The sequence below is a fragment of the Legionella tucsonensis genome, from assembly GCF_001468035.1.
Lineage (GTDB): Bacteria > Pseudomonadota > Gammaproteobacteria > Legionellales > Legionellaceae > Legionella > Legionella tucsonensis.
On the sequence record NZ_LNZA01000008.1, the window covers coordinates 93,897 to 110,492 of the forward strand.

Consider the following 16,596-nt stretch of genomic DNA (forward strand, 5'->3'; position numbering starts at 1 on the left):
ATTCTTTTTTATTGACGGCTTACGCTTCATTATTATGAAAAACAGCAAAAAACATCCTTTTTTCATCGTTTTTATGAGAAAAAAAAGAAAAAAGTTGGTATGCGACATGCATTATTCAAAGTGTCCAACAAAATTCTCATGGAGATGGCTATGAAAATCATACAAGATTATATTGATTCCAAACAACAAGAATTCATGAATCATCCTTTTTTTGAAATACTTGAACAATTGAAAAGTTTAAAAGAATTGAGCTACTTTGTTCCTGAACTCACTTTTTGGGCTATGACCTTCCAAGATATTTTAAGAATAAACGAAGAACGAGTGACTGACCCATACTTAAGAAAAGTTGCCCGTCATCACAGACTCGAAGATGCAGGCCATGAAAAATGGTTTCTACATGATAAAAAATATATGGGGGCAGTAAATATCGATTCAGTAAATGATACCAATGATGTAAGTTGGCTCTACAGCAAAGAAACCCAATTAACTCGTGATGCTGCTTATGCTATTTTAGCTGAAGTTTATAAAGCAAATGATGAAATTCTGAATATTGTTCTCCTCTTAACTATTGAATCATCCGGACACGTTTTCTTTGAAAAAGTTTCAAAGCAAGTGAAAAAAACTGGGGAAGATAAAAACCTCCAATATTTTTCCACATCACATTTGGAAGTAGAAATGGCTCATGCCTTGTTTGAAGAAGAAATGGAACGCTCTTTGTTTTCAAGACAAATACCAGTCCACACTCGACGTGAAGCATTAAAATTGGTTGACCGTTGCTATGATGCGTTTAACAAAATGTTCGATGGCTTGATTATTGCTTGTAATCGAAGACTTGAATTGGCAAAACAAAGGAATCAACAAGATGCCGCAAACAAAGAACCAGTGGAACTTATTTCACATAAAGCAGTGTAAGAAAAAGTTTGGACAAGCGATGCTCAGTGATGAGCATTCGCTTGTTTTTTTTCGCGAAGATTTTGGCAAATTAATTCATTCTGCACCAGTAGCCGTTTTTGAACCTGAGACCACTGAGGATGCACAATCATTCATACACTATGCTCATGAAAACCAGTTACCTATAACACTTCGCGGCAATGGAATGAGTCAAAGCGGCCAATCACTTGCAGTTCCAGGTGGGGTAATCCTAAATATGAAACACTTTGATCATACATCGGAAGCTGATTCAGGATCCATTTGGGTAGAAGCAAATACCTCCTGGGCTTCTTTATTGGATAATTCGTTAAAACAGTTCCTCATTCCCTATGTAGTACCCCATAATTGTAATTTATCAGTGGGAGGAGTGCTTTCTGCGGGAGGGATGGGTGCCTCATCATTCAAATACGGCAGTGTGGTTGCCCATGTCAAAGCCTTGGAAGTATTAAAGGCTGATGGAGAATTGGTTAAGGCAGAAGAACACTCCTCTTTAATGCATGCGTGTTTGGGTGGACAGGGGCGTTTTGGCCTGATTACCAAAGCCTGCATTGCCTTAAGACCTTGTTTAAAAAATGTCAGAACATTCTTCTTGATCTATTTGGATAAAAACGAATGGCTTAATGATTTGCTTTTATGTCAAACAAAGGCAGACTATGTGGAATCATTTTGCACACCAGCACTACAAGGCGCGAAATTATCGGAAAAAGGCCGATTACCTTTTGCTCAGTGGTTTTATTCCCTTCATGTAGCTCTAGAATATGATAATCTGCCGCCTGATTTTCACGATTTTGGATTAAAGCCCTGGCGTTTACTTCATACCCAGGATGAATCAATCCATTCTTATTTGCATCGCCATGATTCGCGTTTTAATGCAATGAAAATGACTGGACAATGGGAATTGCAACATCCATGGTATGAGTGCTTTATACCCGGTTCACAATTAAATAATCTGGAAAAGTTATTGGCTGCTTTGCCTTTACATTATGCTACTGTAGTACATCTTGCCCGGATCGCGTCAAATACTTCAGTTGGTTTTTTACAACTTCCTAAGGATAAAGATATTTTTGCGTTAATGATCCTGAATCCAGGTTTACCAAAAGTATTAATTCCGAGTTGTTTAGAAACAATAAAACAGTTAGATGCACTTTTTTTATCTCAAGGAAGCAAACGTTACCTTTCCGGATATTTAGGAGAATCCACAGATAAAAAATTTTGGCAAAATCATTTTGAAGAACACTATACGGATTGGCATAAACTAAAAGAATTCTATGATCCAAAAAATATTTTTTGCTCTGTGTTACATCATGATTAATCGAGCCTAAGCGTTGCGCAACGACGCTCATCACATCTATCCGAGTTCCGCTACGTTGCATCCGGGCTCTGATGAATCGGCGCAAAAAAGAAAAAAGAATTCTTTATTATCAATAAATTATTGAAGTGCATAAGACAATATGATCCAATTTGTTTGTCGAGAACAAATAACCCAGAGGACTTATGCACGTACAAGAATTATTACATGGAATACTATCTAAAGTACTTCCTCATATTCATATTAAACGTATAAAAGCGTTAGTTAACGCAGTTAACTCTCTACTTCATGGAAAAAAACTGTCATTAACCCAGTTAGGTCGAACAATGCGTGGTTCCGCAAAAGAACGTCATTGCATTCGAAAAATGGATAGGCTTTTAGGTAATGAAAAGCTTCATACAGAAATGGACGACTATTACAAAACGCTGAGTGATTATTATTTATCAACTCTTCGTCGACCTATTCTTAATGTGGATTGGGCTTGTGTTAACAAAAAGAAAGGGCTGTATATTTTAAGAGCCAGTCTGGCTTTAAAAGGTCGAGGCTTAGTTATTTACCAAAAGACGTACCCCCTAACATTAGAAAATTCCCCAAAAGCTCATCTGGATTTTTTGATTTGAAAGGGCTAAAAAACATTCTACCAAAAGATTGTCAGCCTATTTTAGTGACTGATGCGGGTTTTAGATGTCCGTGGTTTAAATCTGTAATCCAAATGAGGTTTGATTATGTAGGAAGGCTTCGGAATAAAACGGGATACCAACGTGTTGACAGCGAACAGTGGGAATCAGACTGCCTTGAGCTTTATAAAGTGGCGACCCAACACCCTCACTTTATTGGCCGTATTTTACTGGCTAAGTCAGTTAAACTAGCGTGCTCTCTTGTTCTTTATAAGAAAGTAGCAAAGAATCGAAAACATCTTAATCGGCTGGGGAATCCTTCGAATAATACCCAATCAAATCGCGCTTCGCGAAATAAAAAAGATCCTTGGCTCCTCGTTATCTCGTTAGATATAAATGAGTATGATGCAAAAAAATAGTGACTATTTATCGAAAACGGATGCAGATTGAAGAAGAATTTCAAGATCTCAAAAGCCATCAATATGGTTTTGGTTTGCGATACTGTCAATCAAATAGAATGGAGCGTATTAATGTTCTTCTACTCATTGCCACCCTTGCTTGTTTTCTTTGTTGGATTATTGCTATCGCTGCAAAAAACGAAAAAAAACATCACGGCTTTCAAGCTAACTCGATTAAAGATCGTGATGTCCTATCTAATATTTATTTAGCATGTCAAATTGTTAGGCGTGGGATCAATTTTTCAAAAAGGGCCTTAAACCTCTCTTTGAATAAACTTCAAACCTTGTGTGAGCAACTGAATCATGCTTAATTTGCGCCGATCACTCAGAGCCGGGCTACATTTAGCGCGAATAATCATCAAATTAAATTCAATGCTATAGGAATAGCGTATTCGCAAAAAATCTCATCTTCTAAATAGGATACCTACCTCTCATAAATGGAGTTTCGCTGCCTTTACCCAACTTACTTCTTAGGTTTAAATTCCATTAAAGTAAATAAGCTATTCGTTGGGTAGCTGTTTTTAAAAGTAAATCCCGCAGGTTCAATTGATTTTTGCCATTCGGATAAGGTGCGTTGTCTGCCACCTAATAAGACCATCATCACAATATCCATCGTTTTATTTGGATGTGGTTTGTCATCATCTGGCATCACTTGCTCAACAATAAATAAGGTGGCATTTTTGGACATTTGATGTGCACAGTTGTTTAATATTTTATGCATCATTTCATCATTAAAATCGTGCAAAACTCCTTTAAAAATATAGGCATCTGCTGATGGGATCGTCGCAAAAAAATCTCCTTCTTGAAGAGTGACTTTATTGGAGAACTTATTAGGATCCAGTTGACATATAACTGCCGGGGTATCAAAAAGAATGGCCTTTAATGCGGGGTATTGGTTGGTGATTGCATTCACCAGTCCTCCGCGTCCCCCACCCATATCTACTAAGCTGGAGAATACAGAGAAGTTGAATGCATTGGTAATCGCCGCCTCATCATAAGAAGACAGTTTGGCCATTCCTCTATCAAAATTCTGCTGTTTCTCTACATTTTTACTAAGAAAACTAAAAAAATCATCTCCATGTTGTATTTCAAATGCCGGCTTTCCAGTACTAAGACTCACATCCAACTGAGAAAAAGCTTGCCACCAGGTATCATCAACCATGCACAATACATCGCGCATGGAATGAAGGTCATCGTCACACAACGGTTTGGATAATTCAGTCAACGAATAAAAACCATTATCATAATTAAATAAATCATAACTACTTAGAAACTTTAATACTCTATCAAGCAACTCTGGCTTAGTTTCTGTAGCCTTGGCCAATTCATCAATCCTTTTAGGTCCAGAAGACAGATGATTTGCCACACCTAATTTAGCTACAGCATGTAATGCGCGTGAAGCGACATACCAGCGTGACATAATGGCTAATTGAATATGAGGTTTATCCATTTGAGATTGCATTTACAATTTCCTTTTAATTCGATTTCTTTATTATTTGTTAATTGGATCAAAAAGTTAAGTTTTATTGTTATTTAAATTTCATACCCCAAAAATGTACGTATTGAAACAGAACTATTCGGCTAATGCTACCGAGTCCACTACACGGGTTAAATCCATTATCATTTGTCTTAACGAATCATTCTTTTTAATTATTTCTGCATGTTCCTTACATTCTTTAAAATTTAATGACAAAAATGAATACCGCTCAGGCGTAAATTGATACGTTGTATCGTAGCTGAAAATGTAGTTTACACACTCACCAAACTCTTCTTTACTTAGTGTTAAATCAGTATAGTTGTGGCAGAGTTCATTCATCACACCATAAAAATTTTGCACAGCAGCTTCCAAAATTGCAGCTTCCTTATCCGCTTCTTTTTCTTTAGCTGAGATGAGATATGCTTCAGTGTGCTCCATCAATAATTGCATTTGCGCTCGCACACCTCCAGATTTGGAGAGCTCAGACTCTCTTTCTTTTTTAGCGGCATCTGCTAAAGGTTCATACCATTCCCGATCTTTATTATCGCGATAATATATTGTGAACTTTTTATCTGCGCTCAACAGTTGCTGTGCGTAGGCTTCTTGAGTTAAAGAACACTGATAGTCAAAAATAGCGCCAATATTCTCCGCAGTGTAACGTGCAGCACCTTTTCCTCCATGACCATCATAAATTCCCATCAAAAAAGGACAGGACAGAGAAAGTGTTTGTACGGCAATTGAAATATTGTCTCGTGAGCCCCATTCAAGCGCTTTATTGGCAAGCATTTTTGCTAAGAGCTGTTCCTCCAGCGTTCTTGCTGATGGTATTTCCTTCAAACAATTTAACAGCCATTGTTCATGCTCTTTTTTAATCTGGGACGCTAAAGGCTCGGTAAAACCATCACATGTCGTAATCAATTGCACTTTTCCCACATTTTCTTTGGCGATAACTATATGTTGATAGATTGCTTCGAGGTAATTGATGTCAATACTTGCATCAGCACAAACTACCTCGGCATTATAATCAAAATCCCCTATGGCTCGGGATACAGCCAACTGACCATTGATGCGATCGAAAAAGACTGCTCCTCCTGCTCTTTGAATACGTTCTAGCTCAACATTGGGATGATGGATAATATTATTTAAACGCATTACTCCCACTACCTCCCCCTGCTTGTCGAAAATCACTGCAAAAGAGATGGAGTCTGCTAAAGTTGCGGTGATTAAAGCTCCATGGCCGTCATATACAGTCGTTGATGCGGTAGTACCCCCATACATCACATTACGCCCTAAAATATTAACCAGATGATAACTCGTCCACAACCGACGACCAATCTCTTGGGGGGTGAGGTATTTAAAATGATCACGGGCGTACCAACATGCATAGGCCGCATCCTCTTGGCTTGGACGCGCGCCCATGGTTTCATACAAACCAAAGTGACGTTCTTTTACAAGTTCACACACATCAACCCCTTTATCATTAGGCAATGATGTAATGTATTGAATACGTGACATATTTTTTCCTAATCAACACTCTCCTGTAAAAATATAGCACATGAACTTATTCATCATTTTTACTCAACCTCTGCTTAAGCCTGCAGTGAACTTTTTAACTCGTTGCCTCTTCCGTGGCATGGGTTAAATAGCCACATTGAATCAAATAATTAAGGTATTTATTGAATACTGTTTCATCTATTTTTTCACAATAAATTTCATGATTTCCTAACTGAGTTTTTGTATAGGTACAATCAATTTGCGCCTTATTGTTATGAAGATATAAATCAAATAATGAACTGTCTTTATGTAATACTTTCTCTGTAAAGAAAGGCCGTAATGGAGAAAATGGGTGATTCAGATCAAATTGACTTTTCTCCTTAATCATTTTTTCCCAATCAGGATAGGTTACATCATCTACTTTAAAACCTTTAGCTTTAACATATCCAAACAATTGCTCGATATCGACTTCCTGCGGATTTATTAAATGATATGTATCAGACTGATAAGGTCTTTCCAAAGCAAATCGAGCAATTGCTTTAGCAACGTAATCCACTGGAACAAAATTAAAACCCACATCCAATAAAGGTCGAGCCCCTAGTTCAACACATCCTTTGAGGATACGACATACCACGTCTTCCTGGTTCCAGTATCCAGTTTGACTTTCCCCTGTAATCAAGCTCGGTCTGTAAATCACTGTTGGAATATTATAGTTACGGGCATGAAATACTAATCGTTCAGCCAACCACTTTGTTTGATTATAGCCACCGTAAATCCCATCTTCTGGTGCAAGTTCAGTTTTCTCACTGATTACTGCATCATCTGCCAAATCAGCAGACATAAAATAGCCTACTGTTGAAATATAATGCAGCGCTTTCAGCCGCCTGTATCCAGCTAACTCGATGAGTTGTTTCGTACCAAACACATTGCTTGCTGCCAGTTTTTGATAAGGATAAATAAAATTAAGTACTGCAGCGCCATGAAAAATAAGATCGACAGTATCTGCCAAATAGTACCAATCTTGCTTAGCAAGGCCCAAGTTGCTTTTTTCCAAGTTACCTAAAACAATTTTAATTCGATCATGATAAGCAGGACTCCAAACACCATAATTTTCCATGTTTTTAATCACTCTGCTTATTCCTGCAACAGATGAACGGGCCTGAACAAGACAGGTAATATGCCAGCTCGTATTGGTTAAAAGCTCCCGCAGCAAATAAGCTCCTAAAAAACCTGTAGCCCCTGTTAATAATACATGTTCTGGCATAGCCTTGGGCTGAGAGGTAATATAAGGTGTCATGTTTTTATATTGATTAAACTCAGCAACCAGATCAATCGGGGTATGATCAAGCAGTTTTTGTTGCCCTGTTTTTCCGGTGATTAAATCCATAATTTCGCTTAAGCTAGGATCCCTGAGCAGGAATTCAATGGATATGTCTTTAGCAGAGCGGGTTGAGAGGACATAGTGTAACTCCCCCAGTTTCACTGAATTTAACCCCAATTCGCTTAGCTTTTTTTCTTTATCTAAAACTGTAATCTCTTCATTAAAAATTGGTTTGAGCATCTGAGCAATGTCTGCAGGTCGCGAGTTCATTGTCTTTACGGGGTTCTCTGCTTCATTCTTTGCGAGCTTATCAATATAGATAATATCTAAACTCCCTTCCAGATATTTTTTCTTACATAATAAACGCTGCGTTTTCCCGCTGGTTGTTTTGGGAACTGATTTATGAACAACAAGAACCACAACATCTGCATCAATCCCATGCATTTGCAGCAGATTACTCCGTATGGCTCTGATGATTTCTTCTGAGTTTAGCGCCTGAACTTTCTTTTTAATTTCTTGCACAATAACTAATAATTCCGAGTCATTTTCTTCTACTGAAAAAATGGCACAACCCTGCTCACGCAGATAGGGATGACAGGTATGGATGGTATCTTCCAAATCGTGTGGGTAATAATTACATCCACGAATAATAATCAAATCTTTGAGACGCCCTGTTACATAAAGTGCTCCTTGATCCAGATAACCCATATCCCCTGTGCGTAAAAAAGAATATTCTTTATTAGCGATACGTTCATCGAAATAATGTTTTGTTTCCTCAGGCAATTGCCAATACCCCTGGGCAACGCTTTTACCTGCTACCCATATTTCTCCAACAACTCGTTCTGGACACTCCTGCAAAGTCTCAGGATTCACGATGGCAAGATAACAACTATCAATGGGCTGTCCACAATTAATCAAACTGCGGGCATCAGGGTGAGTTTCATCACAAGAAAGTACTTTGTTCTGATTGAGTGTTTTCTTCTCTACCCATTGGCTGTTTATTCCTTGTTTGCGACGTCCTCCTGTAACCATCAATGTCGATTCAGCAAGCCCATAACAAGGATAAAATGCCTCAGGCGAAAAACCGCAACTTGCAAAACGTTGAAGAAAACGTTCGATGGTCGCCTTGCGAATAGGTTCTGATCCACTCATTGCGCATTGCAAGCTGCTTAAATTCAATCGACTTTTTTCTTCCTCAGTAACTTTACTTACACATAAATCATAAGCAAAATTAGGAGCAACCGTTACTGTAGCTCGATAGTGGGACATCGTTTCCAACCAAATTGCTGGGCGTTGCAAAAAAGTTAATGACGACATTAGCTTTACAGGAATCGAACTGAAAACAGGTTGTAATATCCCCCCAATAAGTCCCATATCATGATAATGAGGTAGCCAAGAAACACTAATATCTTCTTCAGTAAGGCTGTTTGCTTTATCTATTACAAATAAATTATGCAGCAAATTACCATGACTGATCATCACTCCTTTGGGTTTTCCAGTTGAACCGGAGGTGTATTGTAAAAAAGCGATATGATCTTCCTTAAGAGAAGGGTGGCTCCATGTCTCAACTGCATTGACCCAATCTTCCGTGATGACACATCTTAATTTCTCATAATCTTTATATTTTTTGATTTGTTGCTGAAGCTCTTTTGTGGTCAAAACAACACGTGCATCTGAATTTTGAATAATATGTCGGAATTTTTTGGCCCAATCTGTAGTAGTAGGAGAATATGAAGGTACGGCAATAACCCCTGCATACAAGCAACCAAAAAAAGCTGCAATAAAATCAAGACCAGGAGGATAAATAATTAATACCCGATCACCAGGGTGTGTTACCTCGCAAAGAACACTTGCTATTTTCTTTGCCTGGTTTGCCAACTCACGATAAGTTAGGCTTTTACTCTCCTGTATTTTTTTGTTTATGAACGTATAGAGTGGGAAATCCGGATTTTTCTCTGCTTTTTTTTCCAGTAAGTCGACTAAACTTGTGTAAAAACGTTCCTCCATACCCCACTCCTAAGTCTAAGATAATTACGCTGAATCTCATAGAGAACTGATATCAGTACTTTCTTGTGCGATTTATTATGGAATATCTATTTGAAAAGTACAGCAATCTCAGACAAACTAGAGTCTATTTAATGTGAGTTCGATATAAAAAATTTTATATCGCATGATTCCTGTTTAGTACTGGATCCCGTATAAATGCTGCGCATTTTACGGGATAACCTTCGTTTAGCGACATAAAAGACATTTCCTGTCTTTTATGTCGACTCACGTTATTTAGTAGGACTACTCGAATGCCAAAACTTATAGTTAAAGCAGTTCTGAAATTAAAAGAAGCCACACGCTATTCTTTTTATGGATTAAAAGCCGCTTTTCAAGACGAATTCGCCTTTCGTCTTGAATTATTGGCTGGCATCATTGCACTGCCTCTTGCTTTTTTTATAGGGACAACTCATGTTGAGCGCGCTTTATTAATTAGCACATTATTCATAGTCTTAATTGCTGAATTATTGAATTCAGCAATCGAAACCACTTTGAATCGAATGAGTCGCGACTGGAATCCTTTAACTAAAAAAGCAAAAGATCTCGGCTCAGCTGCAGTTTTTATTACGATTATTAATGCACTTGTAGTTTGGATCATGATAATTATCTCGCACATCCAAACATAGCTCCCTCAAAAAGCGATTTGAGAAAAAAATGAAAATCTTATATTCCATATTACTTTCATCACTGTTATTTTCATCACTTATTTTTGCTAAAACAGGGAAAAGTCCAATGTTCCACAGCAACATTCATCCCATCCCCCCAAAAATTCAGAACCAAATGCATCGATTCACCTGGCGCAAAGGCTGTCCAGTGAGCATAAAGGATTTAGCATACATTCGCCTTTCATATTGGGGCTTTGATGAAAAAACTCATATTGGAACTTTAATTGTAAACAAAGAACTTGCCGAAGAAGTAGTGGCTATTTTTAAGGTTCTTTTTCAATATAAATTTCCAATCGAAAGTATGGAGCTTATGGACACGTATCAAGGGGATGATAATGCCTCAATGAGAGCAAATAACACCTCATCATTTAATTGTCGGCCCGTCACCAATCGCCCTGGAGAATATTCACAACACAGTTATGGACGTGCAATTGATATTAACCCTCTGATTAATCCCTACGTCAATGGTAAAACGATACTTCCCTCGAAAGGTATTCTTTATGTGGATCGCAATACACCTGCGCCTGGAAAAATTATTAAAGATGATCTTGTCTATCAAGAATTTGAAAAACATGGATGGGATTGGGCTGGAAATTGGTATGATATTCAAGACTACCAACATTTTGAAAAAAGGGCGAACGGCGAAAAGCGAAACCCTTATGGATATAAATAATTCAGTCTAGTGCTGCGAAACCTGGGTCTCGCTATGCTATACCTAACCTCAACTCGCCTTAAGAATTGAGGCCAAGAAAGAGAAATGATGTCAATGCGTAAACGTCGTTGTGTTCTGAATAAATTGGGTGATCTCGTCCAATTGAGTTTTTGCCAAATATTCCGTTTGCTCTTTTTGAGGATCAATCCGAGCGAGTTTCTGATAAAGTTTCTCCATATTCTCATGTCGACCTTTACCAAAAAACTTGGAATGACTGAAAAAGTAAAAAAATCCTGCTGTTGTCTTTGATTGGCCAATTTGCTGTAATTTTTCTAACTGTTCTAAAGGAGATAATCTAGAACTTAAAATACCGGCAATTTTTCTCATCCCCGTGCTGTTCGTAGTAATAAATTTTCTTGTCAACTGTTTGCCATCCATAATCACATTGATGCATTCGTTAAAACTGTGCATTGAGTTTTTAAATTTCACATTTTCCTGCTCTAACATTTGAATTATTTTTTCCAAATTAGGATAAGGGTTATCTTCATTTTCAAAATCTGCTCTACGATTTTCTGCGATCAATTTTTTTGATAATTCGTAATGAGATAAAGGTAAAGCACATGTTGAAATTTCTTTATAAATTTCCTCTCTTTTATGAAGCATCCTTCCATTAAATACATGGCTTACTGGATTAGGAACATGTAATAGTTTGTTTCTAAATGGTAATAAATCATGTTTTGACTTTAATAATTTCATTTGTTGGTGATAGGCTTCAAATTCTGCAAAATTCTTGGTCATAACTGCCCATTGCTCATTAAAATTCTTATATGCATCCATCCTGGAGGGGAAAGTTATAAGAAACTTACTGATTTGATCAATCGTTGGACGTTTTTCAGGGTTTCTACTTTGTAAACTATTAAGCAGAGTCTTTATATCTTCTAAAAGATAAGGATCGATTTCAGATACGTCATAACCTGTAAATAAACCATCAAAACAATAAGGAGCCTGAGCTAACTCAGCTAGATTTACTGCTAATTCCTTATATTTTAGAAGATCCCTTGCACCAAAGATTTCTCCCAATATCGCCGCTAATGCATACATATCTGATTGATAAGTGCTACCTTGCCCCAAAATTACTTCTGGAGCCATATAAGCCAGTGTTCCTGAAGATTTTAGATTATTTTTTGAATCAACATCTTCAGCCAAACCAAAATCAATAAAAATTATAAGAAATTGTCCATTACTCAACTTTTTATAACAAATATTTGCAGGCTTAAGATCACGATGCACAACCCCTTTTTGTTGTAACAAAAGCATCTCGCTCGCTATACGCGCTGCGACTTCCAAGCGGAACTGAAACGAATAATTGGAGCTGGGTGTAAAAGGTAATAGCTTATCAAGACTGGTACCACAATCTTCAAGGATGGTAATTACTCTATCTCCTGTTCCAACTACGCCAACAACATTTACTCCATGTTTTTTTTTGTCTTAATCCCTCCTTTGCTGTTCGCTTCAATAATTCAGGATATGGCGTATCCCCAGAAGGTTTTTGTATTTTGACTACATCGTTCACAGGGATTAGTTGGGCTTGATAATGCTTATTTTTTGCATCATGAGTGACGACTATTTTATATTTTGATTCGTTAACCGAACCAAAACCACCCTTTCCTTTGTGCGCATTATCAATAATATGCCACTGATTTTTACCTGATAGGACTAATTGATGACTAAAGGTAAATTGGGGAGAATTGTTAAAGATACTTAGTTTTGATGATTTCCCTGAAGCCAAACCACCACACAATGGGGATAAGAAATTAACACCCTCTTTTTGCTTAAATAAAAATTTAGCAATTTTTTTATCCAGGAAAATCAATCCCTTCTGATTTTTCCACAATACTGCAAGATCAATATACTTCATGCTTTATCCATAGAGCTGAAAGCAAAAATAGGATACATAATATCCGTTTAATTCTCTAAAAAGAAAAAAAATTAAATCTACTTACGGGAATTCTCGATTCAAGTTAATATATAAGCATTTATTTACATGCCATATACAAAACTATTAAACCTAGATATGTCCCAAAAACCAGTAAATCATACAAAACGCGTTTCCTACATTGTCCCGGTTTACAATGAAGAAGCAGGAATTGCCGAATTTATTACCGCATTGATTGATGCAATAAAAAAACTTGGCTATGCCTATGAAATACTGATTGTAGATGATGGCAGCCAGGATAATACTCCGGTAATTATTCAGCAATTAAGAACTCAATTTGCCCTTCGCTGTATTTGTTTTAGTCGAAACTTTGGCAAGGAAAATGCTATAAGCGCTGGGCTTGACTATGCCCAAGGTGATGCAGTGATTCTGTTGGATGCCGACTTCCAACATCCACTAGAACTCTTGAACCAGTTTATTGTCAAATGGGAAGAAGGATATGATATGGTTTATGCAGTTCGACAAAACCGTTCGGATGAATCCTGGTTAAAAAGAACTTGTGCCAAAGCATTTTATCAACTTACTTCACGAATAAATCGCATTAATATTCCCGCAAATGCTGGCGATTTTAGACTTTTAGATCGCAAGATTGTGAAAGCACTCCAAAAATTGCCCGAAAGAAATCGTTTTATGAAGGGTTTATATAGCTGGGTTGGCTTTAAACAAATTGCTGTTCCTTTTGAAGTCCAACCTCGCAAAACAGGCGCTTCACAATGGAATTTTTACTCACTTTTGGATTTGGCAATCACCGGGATTACATCATTTACTGCATTTCCCCTACGTATGATTGCTATTGGTGGAATTGGTGTTGCAACCCTGGCAATTCTTTACGGTATTTGGATTATAATAAGCACCTTGATTTTCGGCATAGAAACACCCGGTTGGGCAACCATAGTCACCACGATTACCTTTTTTGGCGGTTTGCAACTCTTTGCCTTGGGCGTAGTCGGTGAATATATAGGCCGGGTCTTTGATGAGGTGAAACACAGGCCTCATTATGTTATTGATGAGGAAGCCAGTTTTGATGACAGCACAACTTAAATTAAGGCATAGACTGATTTATTTTACGGGTATTGGTGGCACTGCTGCATTCATTCATCTTTTTACTGTGTTCAATTTAGTGAAATTTATACATGTCCAAGCACTCGTAGCTAATGTTTTTGCCTTTTTGATCGCCTTTAATGTCAGCTTTTTAGGGCACAAAAATTTAACCTTTTCTCAACTGCATGATAAAAAAAATTTGAGCTTACCCCATTTTTTTCTGGTAGCAGTTTCTGCAGGAATCATTAATGAAATGCTTTATTTCTTGCTTTTACGTTACACAACCCTAAATTACTTATTTGCTTTATTTATTGTTTTGGGATTTGTTTCGATTTATAGCTTCGTAATAGCAAAATTTTGGGCGTGTCGTTAAAACAATAACCAACTCTCCTTGCATGAGGGAATGGTGATTTGAGTGTAGGTTGAATGAAAAGCTCTCTGGAAAAAACGGAGCATAAGTGGGCTATGTGAGTATTTTTCAGAGAGTTTTTCGTTCCAGATGCACCAAATAAGGCCGCTCAACCAAGATTCAGGATTTTCGCTTTTATTTATCAATACATTTAGATGTCCACATTATTTTGTTCCAGTATGATTTCCTCCTCTCCTCTAATACATTGAATTTTCTTCTTTTTTACATCAAAGACATACTGTAACCTACAATACTCCCTGGAATTAGAAAGTAAAGCAGGATTAAAAACTACGAGATTGATTCCCTCTGGATCACGGGCAGATGGAACAATCAATAATGGATGTCCTTCGTGAGCTACTCTTCTACCTGTTTCTTGGCATTGAGTGTAATTATCCGGATCAACAAGCCAGGGGAACTCTTCTTTTTTCCCTGTCAAATCAAGACCTAATCCCTGACAATAAACTTTCGCAACTCGTCTGTCGATAATGACTGTATCTTGGGTTTGAAAAATCTCCCAAGAATCTTTGATTTCCTGAATAAAATGATATCTTGTTTCATAAACCGTCGTTTTCAACGTTTCTGATCCATACCAGCAAGCAATTACGCCATCACTGTAACGCGAGCTCGTTATCTTTTCAAATGGATAATCAATAAAATCATTTTTACTGTAATCAAATGCCCGTTGAATTAACGATTGATTGGTTAGCACAGGATGAGTATAACTTTCTATAGTATTGGCCGCATCCCAATCTACAGGATCATCACTGAGATCATCGAATAAATCCTGGGATACTTTTATACCTCTTATATTTCTAAAAATATCTTGTGAATATTCTCTGACAGCATCAAATAACGACACGTTTACTGTCCTCGCATAAAATCAGTGAGTCGTCTTATTTGAGCAATTCCAATATAACCTTGCTCCAACATAATATCCAATGGACGTAGATTATGGAGTTTTTGATTTCTTCCTTTTATCCATTGATAGACTATTTCCCGATTATATGGGTAGAGAATTCTCAGATTTTTATGAATCCCTAAGAGATTACCTACCCGTTCTATCGTGTCTCTGCCAGATATGTGTGCTGTTCCTCTTTTAAATTTGGCAAGTTGCGCAGGGCTTATCCCACCTAAAAGTTCACACTCTTCTTCATTTTTTAATTGCCAATGCTTAAAAAGTACAATCACATTCTGGGTGCTACGTTTTAGAACGTCTTCACTTAAATCTTGAAATGTTAAAGATGCCAAATGCAAATGATTCATGGTAAAAATCTCTCTATTTATATATTATTATAGTATATAAATAGATTTTTACAATAAATCGTGACATAAAATAAATCATGCATGTAGAAAAATTTTGCAAATTTGCGCTTCAAAGTTTCAGTTAAACTCGGGTTGAGTTTCAAGGTGCGGGGCATCTTATTTTTGCATTGATATTTCTAATGTTTGGCCATGCTAGAAAATAGATGTTAATAAGAGTTAGGATAAATCCCACTAACCACTTCTACAGACTCGCGAATAATGAGGCGCTTTCCAACCATTTCCTTCACTTTAGGTAATATAAAATCTATCTTTTCTACTGTATCAATGAATTGCACAACTAAAGGAAGTTTACTTCCTATATCTACCAATGAAGCAGATACAACAGGACTTTTAAATGTAAATCCAGCCACCGCACGCAAGACAGTACCTCCTGCAATTTCATTTTTATCAAGCATACTTAACAACTCAATGTGCAAGGGACGATGCTGCCATTTATCCGATTCATTAATATAGATAGAAACTTTTACATGATTCATATCAAATTGCCCGAGCGAGTACTATGCCCGCAATAGCTGCTAATAGTGAAAAAAGATTATTACAAATAAAATTTAGTGCAGCAAGTCCATAATCACTTTGCTCCAGAAGCTTATAGGTTTCGTAACTGTAAGTTGAAAACGTTGTGTAAGCCCCACAAAACCCAACCGCAACAAACGAGCGCCATCGCGGATCAACTTCAACTCGCTCTAAAGTCCAGGCAAGAAAAAAACCCAGAATAAAGCTTCCAGTAATATTAACAATGAATGTTCCAAAAGGAATATCTGCCGATAAATACTTAGCGGAGAACCGGCTCACAAGATAACGCAAATTTGCTCCAATGATTGCACCACAAGAGACCCAAAAAAAGTCATTCAAGGCTTT

Annotated in this window: 18 protein-coding genes; 9 read left to right on the plus strand and 9 right to left on the minus strand. The window is 37.3% G+C overall.

The window, feature by feature from the left end; genetic code table 11:
• Nucleotides 1-150: 150 nt before the first annotated feature.
• The 5 genes from Ltuc_RS13180 (at nucleotide 151) to Ltuc_RS13200 (ending at nucleotide 3,625) form a co-directional block, all read left to right on the plus strand.
• Entirely contained in the window at nucleotides 151-912 is a 762-nt protein-coding gene (locus Ltuc_RS13180) for a hypothetical protein (protein WP_058521825.1), read from the plus strand.
• Nucleotides 863-2,242 carry an FAD-binding protein gene (locus Ltuc_RS13185; RefSeq protein WP_058521826.1) on the plus strand — a complete coding sequence of 460 codons (1,380 nt, stop codon included), beginning with the start codon at nucleotides 863-865 and terminating at the stop codon, nucleotides 2,240-2,242. The genes Ltuc_RS13180 and Ltuc_RS13185 overlap by 50 nt, the downstream gene beginning before the upstream one ends.
• 182 nt (nucleotides 2,243-2,424) lie before the next feature.
• On the plus strand, nucleotides 2,425-2,859 hold the full coding sequence (locus Ltuc_RS13190) for a hypothetical protein (protein ID WP_058521827.1): 435 nt from the start codon (nucleotides 2,425-2,427) through the stop codon (nucleotides 2,857-2,859).
• A complete protein-coding gene (locus Ltuc_RS13195) occupies nucleotides 2,856-3,275 on the plus strand; it encodes a hypothetical protein (protein WP_058521828.1) in 420 nt (139 codons plus the stop codon). Before Ltuc_RS13190 ends, Ltuc_RS13195 begins: the two co-directional genes overlap by 4 nt.
• Nucleotides 3,275-3,625 (plus strand): hypothetical protein, encoded by a 351-nt coding sequence (locus Ltuc_RS13200; protein ID WP_058521829.1) that lies wholly within the window; start codon nucleotides 3,275-3,277, stop codon nucleotides 3,623-3,625. The genes Ltuc_RS13195 and Ltuc_RS13200 overlap by 1 nt, the downstream gene beginning before the upstream one ends.
• 152 nt (nucleotides 3,626-3,777) lie before the next feature.
• On the opposite strand, the gene Ltuc_RS13205 is transcribed toward Ltuc_RS13200, so the two are convergent.
• The 3 genes from Ltuc_RS13205 to Ltuc_RS13215 all read right to left on the minus strand — a co-directional run bounded on the left by Ltuc_RS13205 (nucleotide 3,778) and on the right by Ltuc_RS13215 (nucleotide 9,613).
• Nucleotides 3,778-4,776, minus strand: coding sequence for a methyltransferase (locus Ltuc_RS13205; RefSeq protein WP_058521830.1), 999 nt, complete (start codon nucleotides 4,774-4,776; stop codon nucleotides 3,778-3,780).
• 111 nt (nucleotides 4,777-4,887) lie between these two features.
• Complete coding sequence (locus tag Ltuc_RS13210) at nucleotides 4,888-6,306, minus strand: PP2C family serine/threonine-protein phosphatase (RefSeq protein WP_083498112.1); 1,419 nt, start codon at nucleotides 6,304-6,306, stop codon at nucleotides 4,888-4,890.
• A 94-nt stretch (nucleotides 6,307-6,400) separates the two neighbouring features.
• The gene (locus tag Ltuc_RS13215) at nucleotides 6,401-9,613 is read right to left on the minus strand and encodes a thioester reductase domain-containing protein (protein ID WP_058521831.1); all 3,213 of its coding nucleotides are present in this window, start codon (nucleotides 9,611-9,613) and stop codon (nucleotides 6,401-6,403) included.
• Between the two features lie 290 nt (nucleotides 9,614-9,903).
• On the opposite strand from Ltuc_RS13215, the gene Ltuc_RS13220 reads away from it, so the two are divergent.
• Nucleotides 9,904-10,278 (plus strand): diacylglycerol kinase, encoded by a 375-nt coding sequence (locus tag Ltuc_RS13220; RefSeq protein WP_058521832.1) that lies wholly within the window; start codon nucleotides 9,904-9,906, stop codon nucleotides 10,276-10,278.
• A gap of 28 nt (nucleotides 10,279-10,306) precedes the next feature.
• Nucleotides 10,307-10,990 carry a M15 family metallopeptidase gene (locus Ltuc_RS13225; RefSeq protein ID WP_058521833.1) on the plus strand — a complete coding sequence of 228 codons (684 nt, stop codon included), beginning with the start codon at nucleotides 10,307-10,309 and terminating at the stop codon, nucleotides 10,988-10,990.
• 90 nt (nucleotides 10,991-11,080) lie between these two features.
• On the opposite strand, the gene Ltuc_RS13230 is transcribed toward Ltuc_RS13225, so the two are convergent.
• On the minus strand, nucleotides 11,081-12,400 hold the full coding sequence (locus tag Ltuc_RS13230; RefSeq protein WP_338011342.1) for a protein kinase domain-containing protein: 1,320 nt from the start codon (nucleotides 12,398-12,400) through the stop codon (nucleotides 11,081-11,083).
• 4 nt (nucleotides 12,401-12,404) lie between these two features.
• The gene (locus Ltuc_RS15735; protein WP_238584155.1) at nucleotides 12,405-12,887 is read right to left on the minus strand and encodes a hypothetical protein; all 483 of its coding nucleotides are present in this window, start codon (nucleotides 12,885-12,887) and stop codon (nucleotides 12,405-12,407) included.
• A 156-nt stretch (nucleotides 12,888-13,043) separates the two neighbouring features.
• On the opposite strand from Ltuc_RS15735, the gene Ltuc_RS13235 reads away from it, so the two are divergent.
• Nucleotides 13,044-14,006 (plus strand): glycosyltransferase family 2 protein, encoded by a 963-nt coding sequence (locus Ltuc_RS13235; protein ID WP_083498115.1) that lies wholly within the window; start codon nucleotides 13,044-13,046, stop codon nucleotides 14,004-14,006.
• Nucleotides 13,990-14,379, plus strand: coding sequence for a GtrA family protein (locus Ltuc_RS13240; RefSeq protein WP_058521835.1), 390 nt, complete (start codon nucleotides 13,990-13,992; stop codon nucleotides 14,377-14,379). The genes Ltuc_RS13235 and Ltuc_RS13240 overlap by 17 nt, the downstream gene beginning before the upstream one ends.
• Nucleotides 14,380-14,566: 187 nt before the next feature.
• Here the strand turns inward: Ltuc_RS13240 and Ltuc_RS13245 are convergent, their stop codons facing one another.
• From Ltuc_RS13245 to crcB, 4 genes are all read right to left on the minus strand, one after another.
• On the minus strand, nucleotides 14,567-15,274 hold the full coding sequence (locus Ltuc_RS13245) for an RES family NAD+ phosphorylase (RefSeq protein WP_058521836.1): 708 nt from the start codon (nucleotides 15,272-15,274) through the stop codon (nucleotides 14,567-14,569).
• A gap of 2 nt (nucleotides 15,275-15,276) precedes the next feature.
• Nucleotides 15,277-15,678, minus strand: coding sequence for a hypothetical protein (locus Ltuc_RS13250; RefSeq protein WP_058521837.1), 402 nt, complete (start codon nucleotides 15,676-15,678; stop codon nucleotides 15,277-15,279).
• Between the two features lie 206 nt (nucleotides 15,679-15,884).
• A complete protein-coding gene (locus Ltuc_RS13255) occupies nucleotides 15,885-16,214 on the minus strand; it encodes a DUF190 domain-containing protein (RefSeq protein WP_058521838.1) in 330 nt (109 codons plus the stop codon).
• A gap of 1 nt (nucleotide 16,215) precedes the next feature.
• On the minus strand, nucleotides 16,216-16,590 hold the full coding sequence (gene crcB / locus Ltuc_RS13260; protein WP_058521839.1) for a fluoride efflux transporter CrcB: 375 nt from the start codon (nucleotides 16,588-16,590) through the stop codon (nucleotides 16,216-16,218).
• Nucleotides 16,591-16,596: the final 6 nt, after the last annotated feature.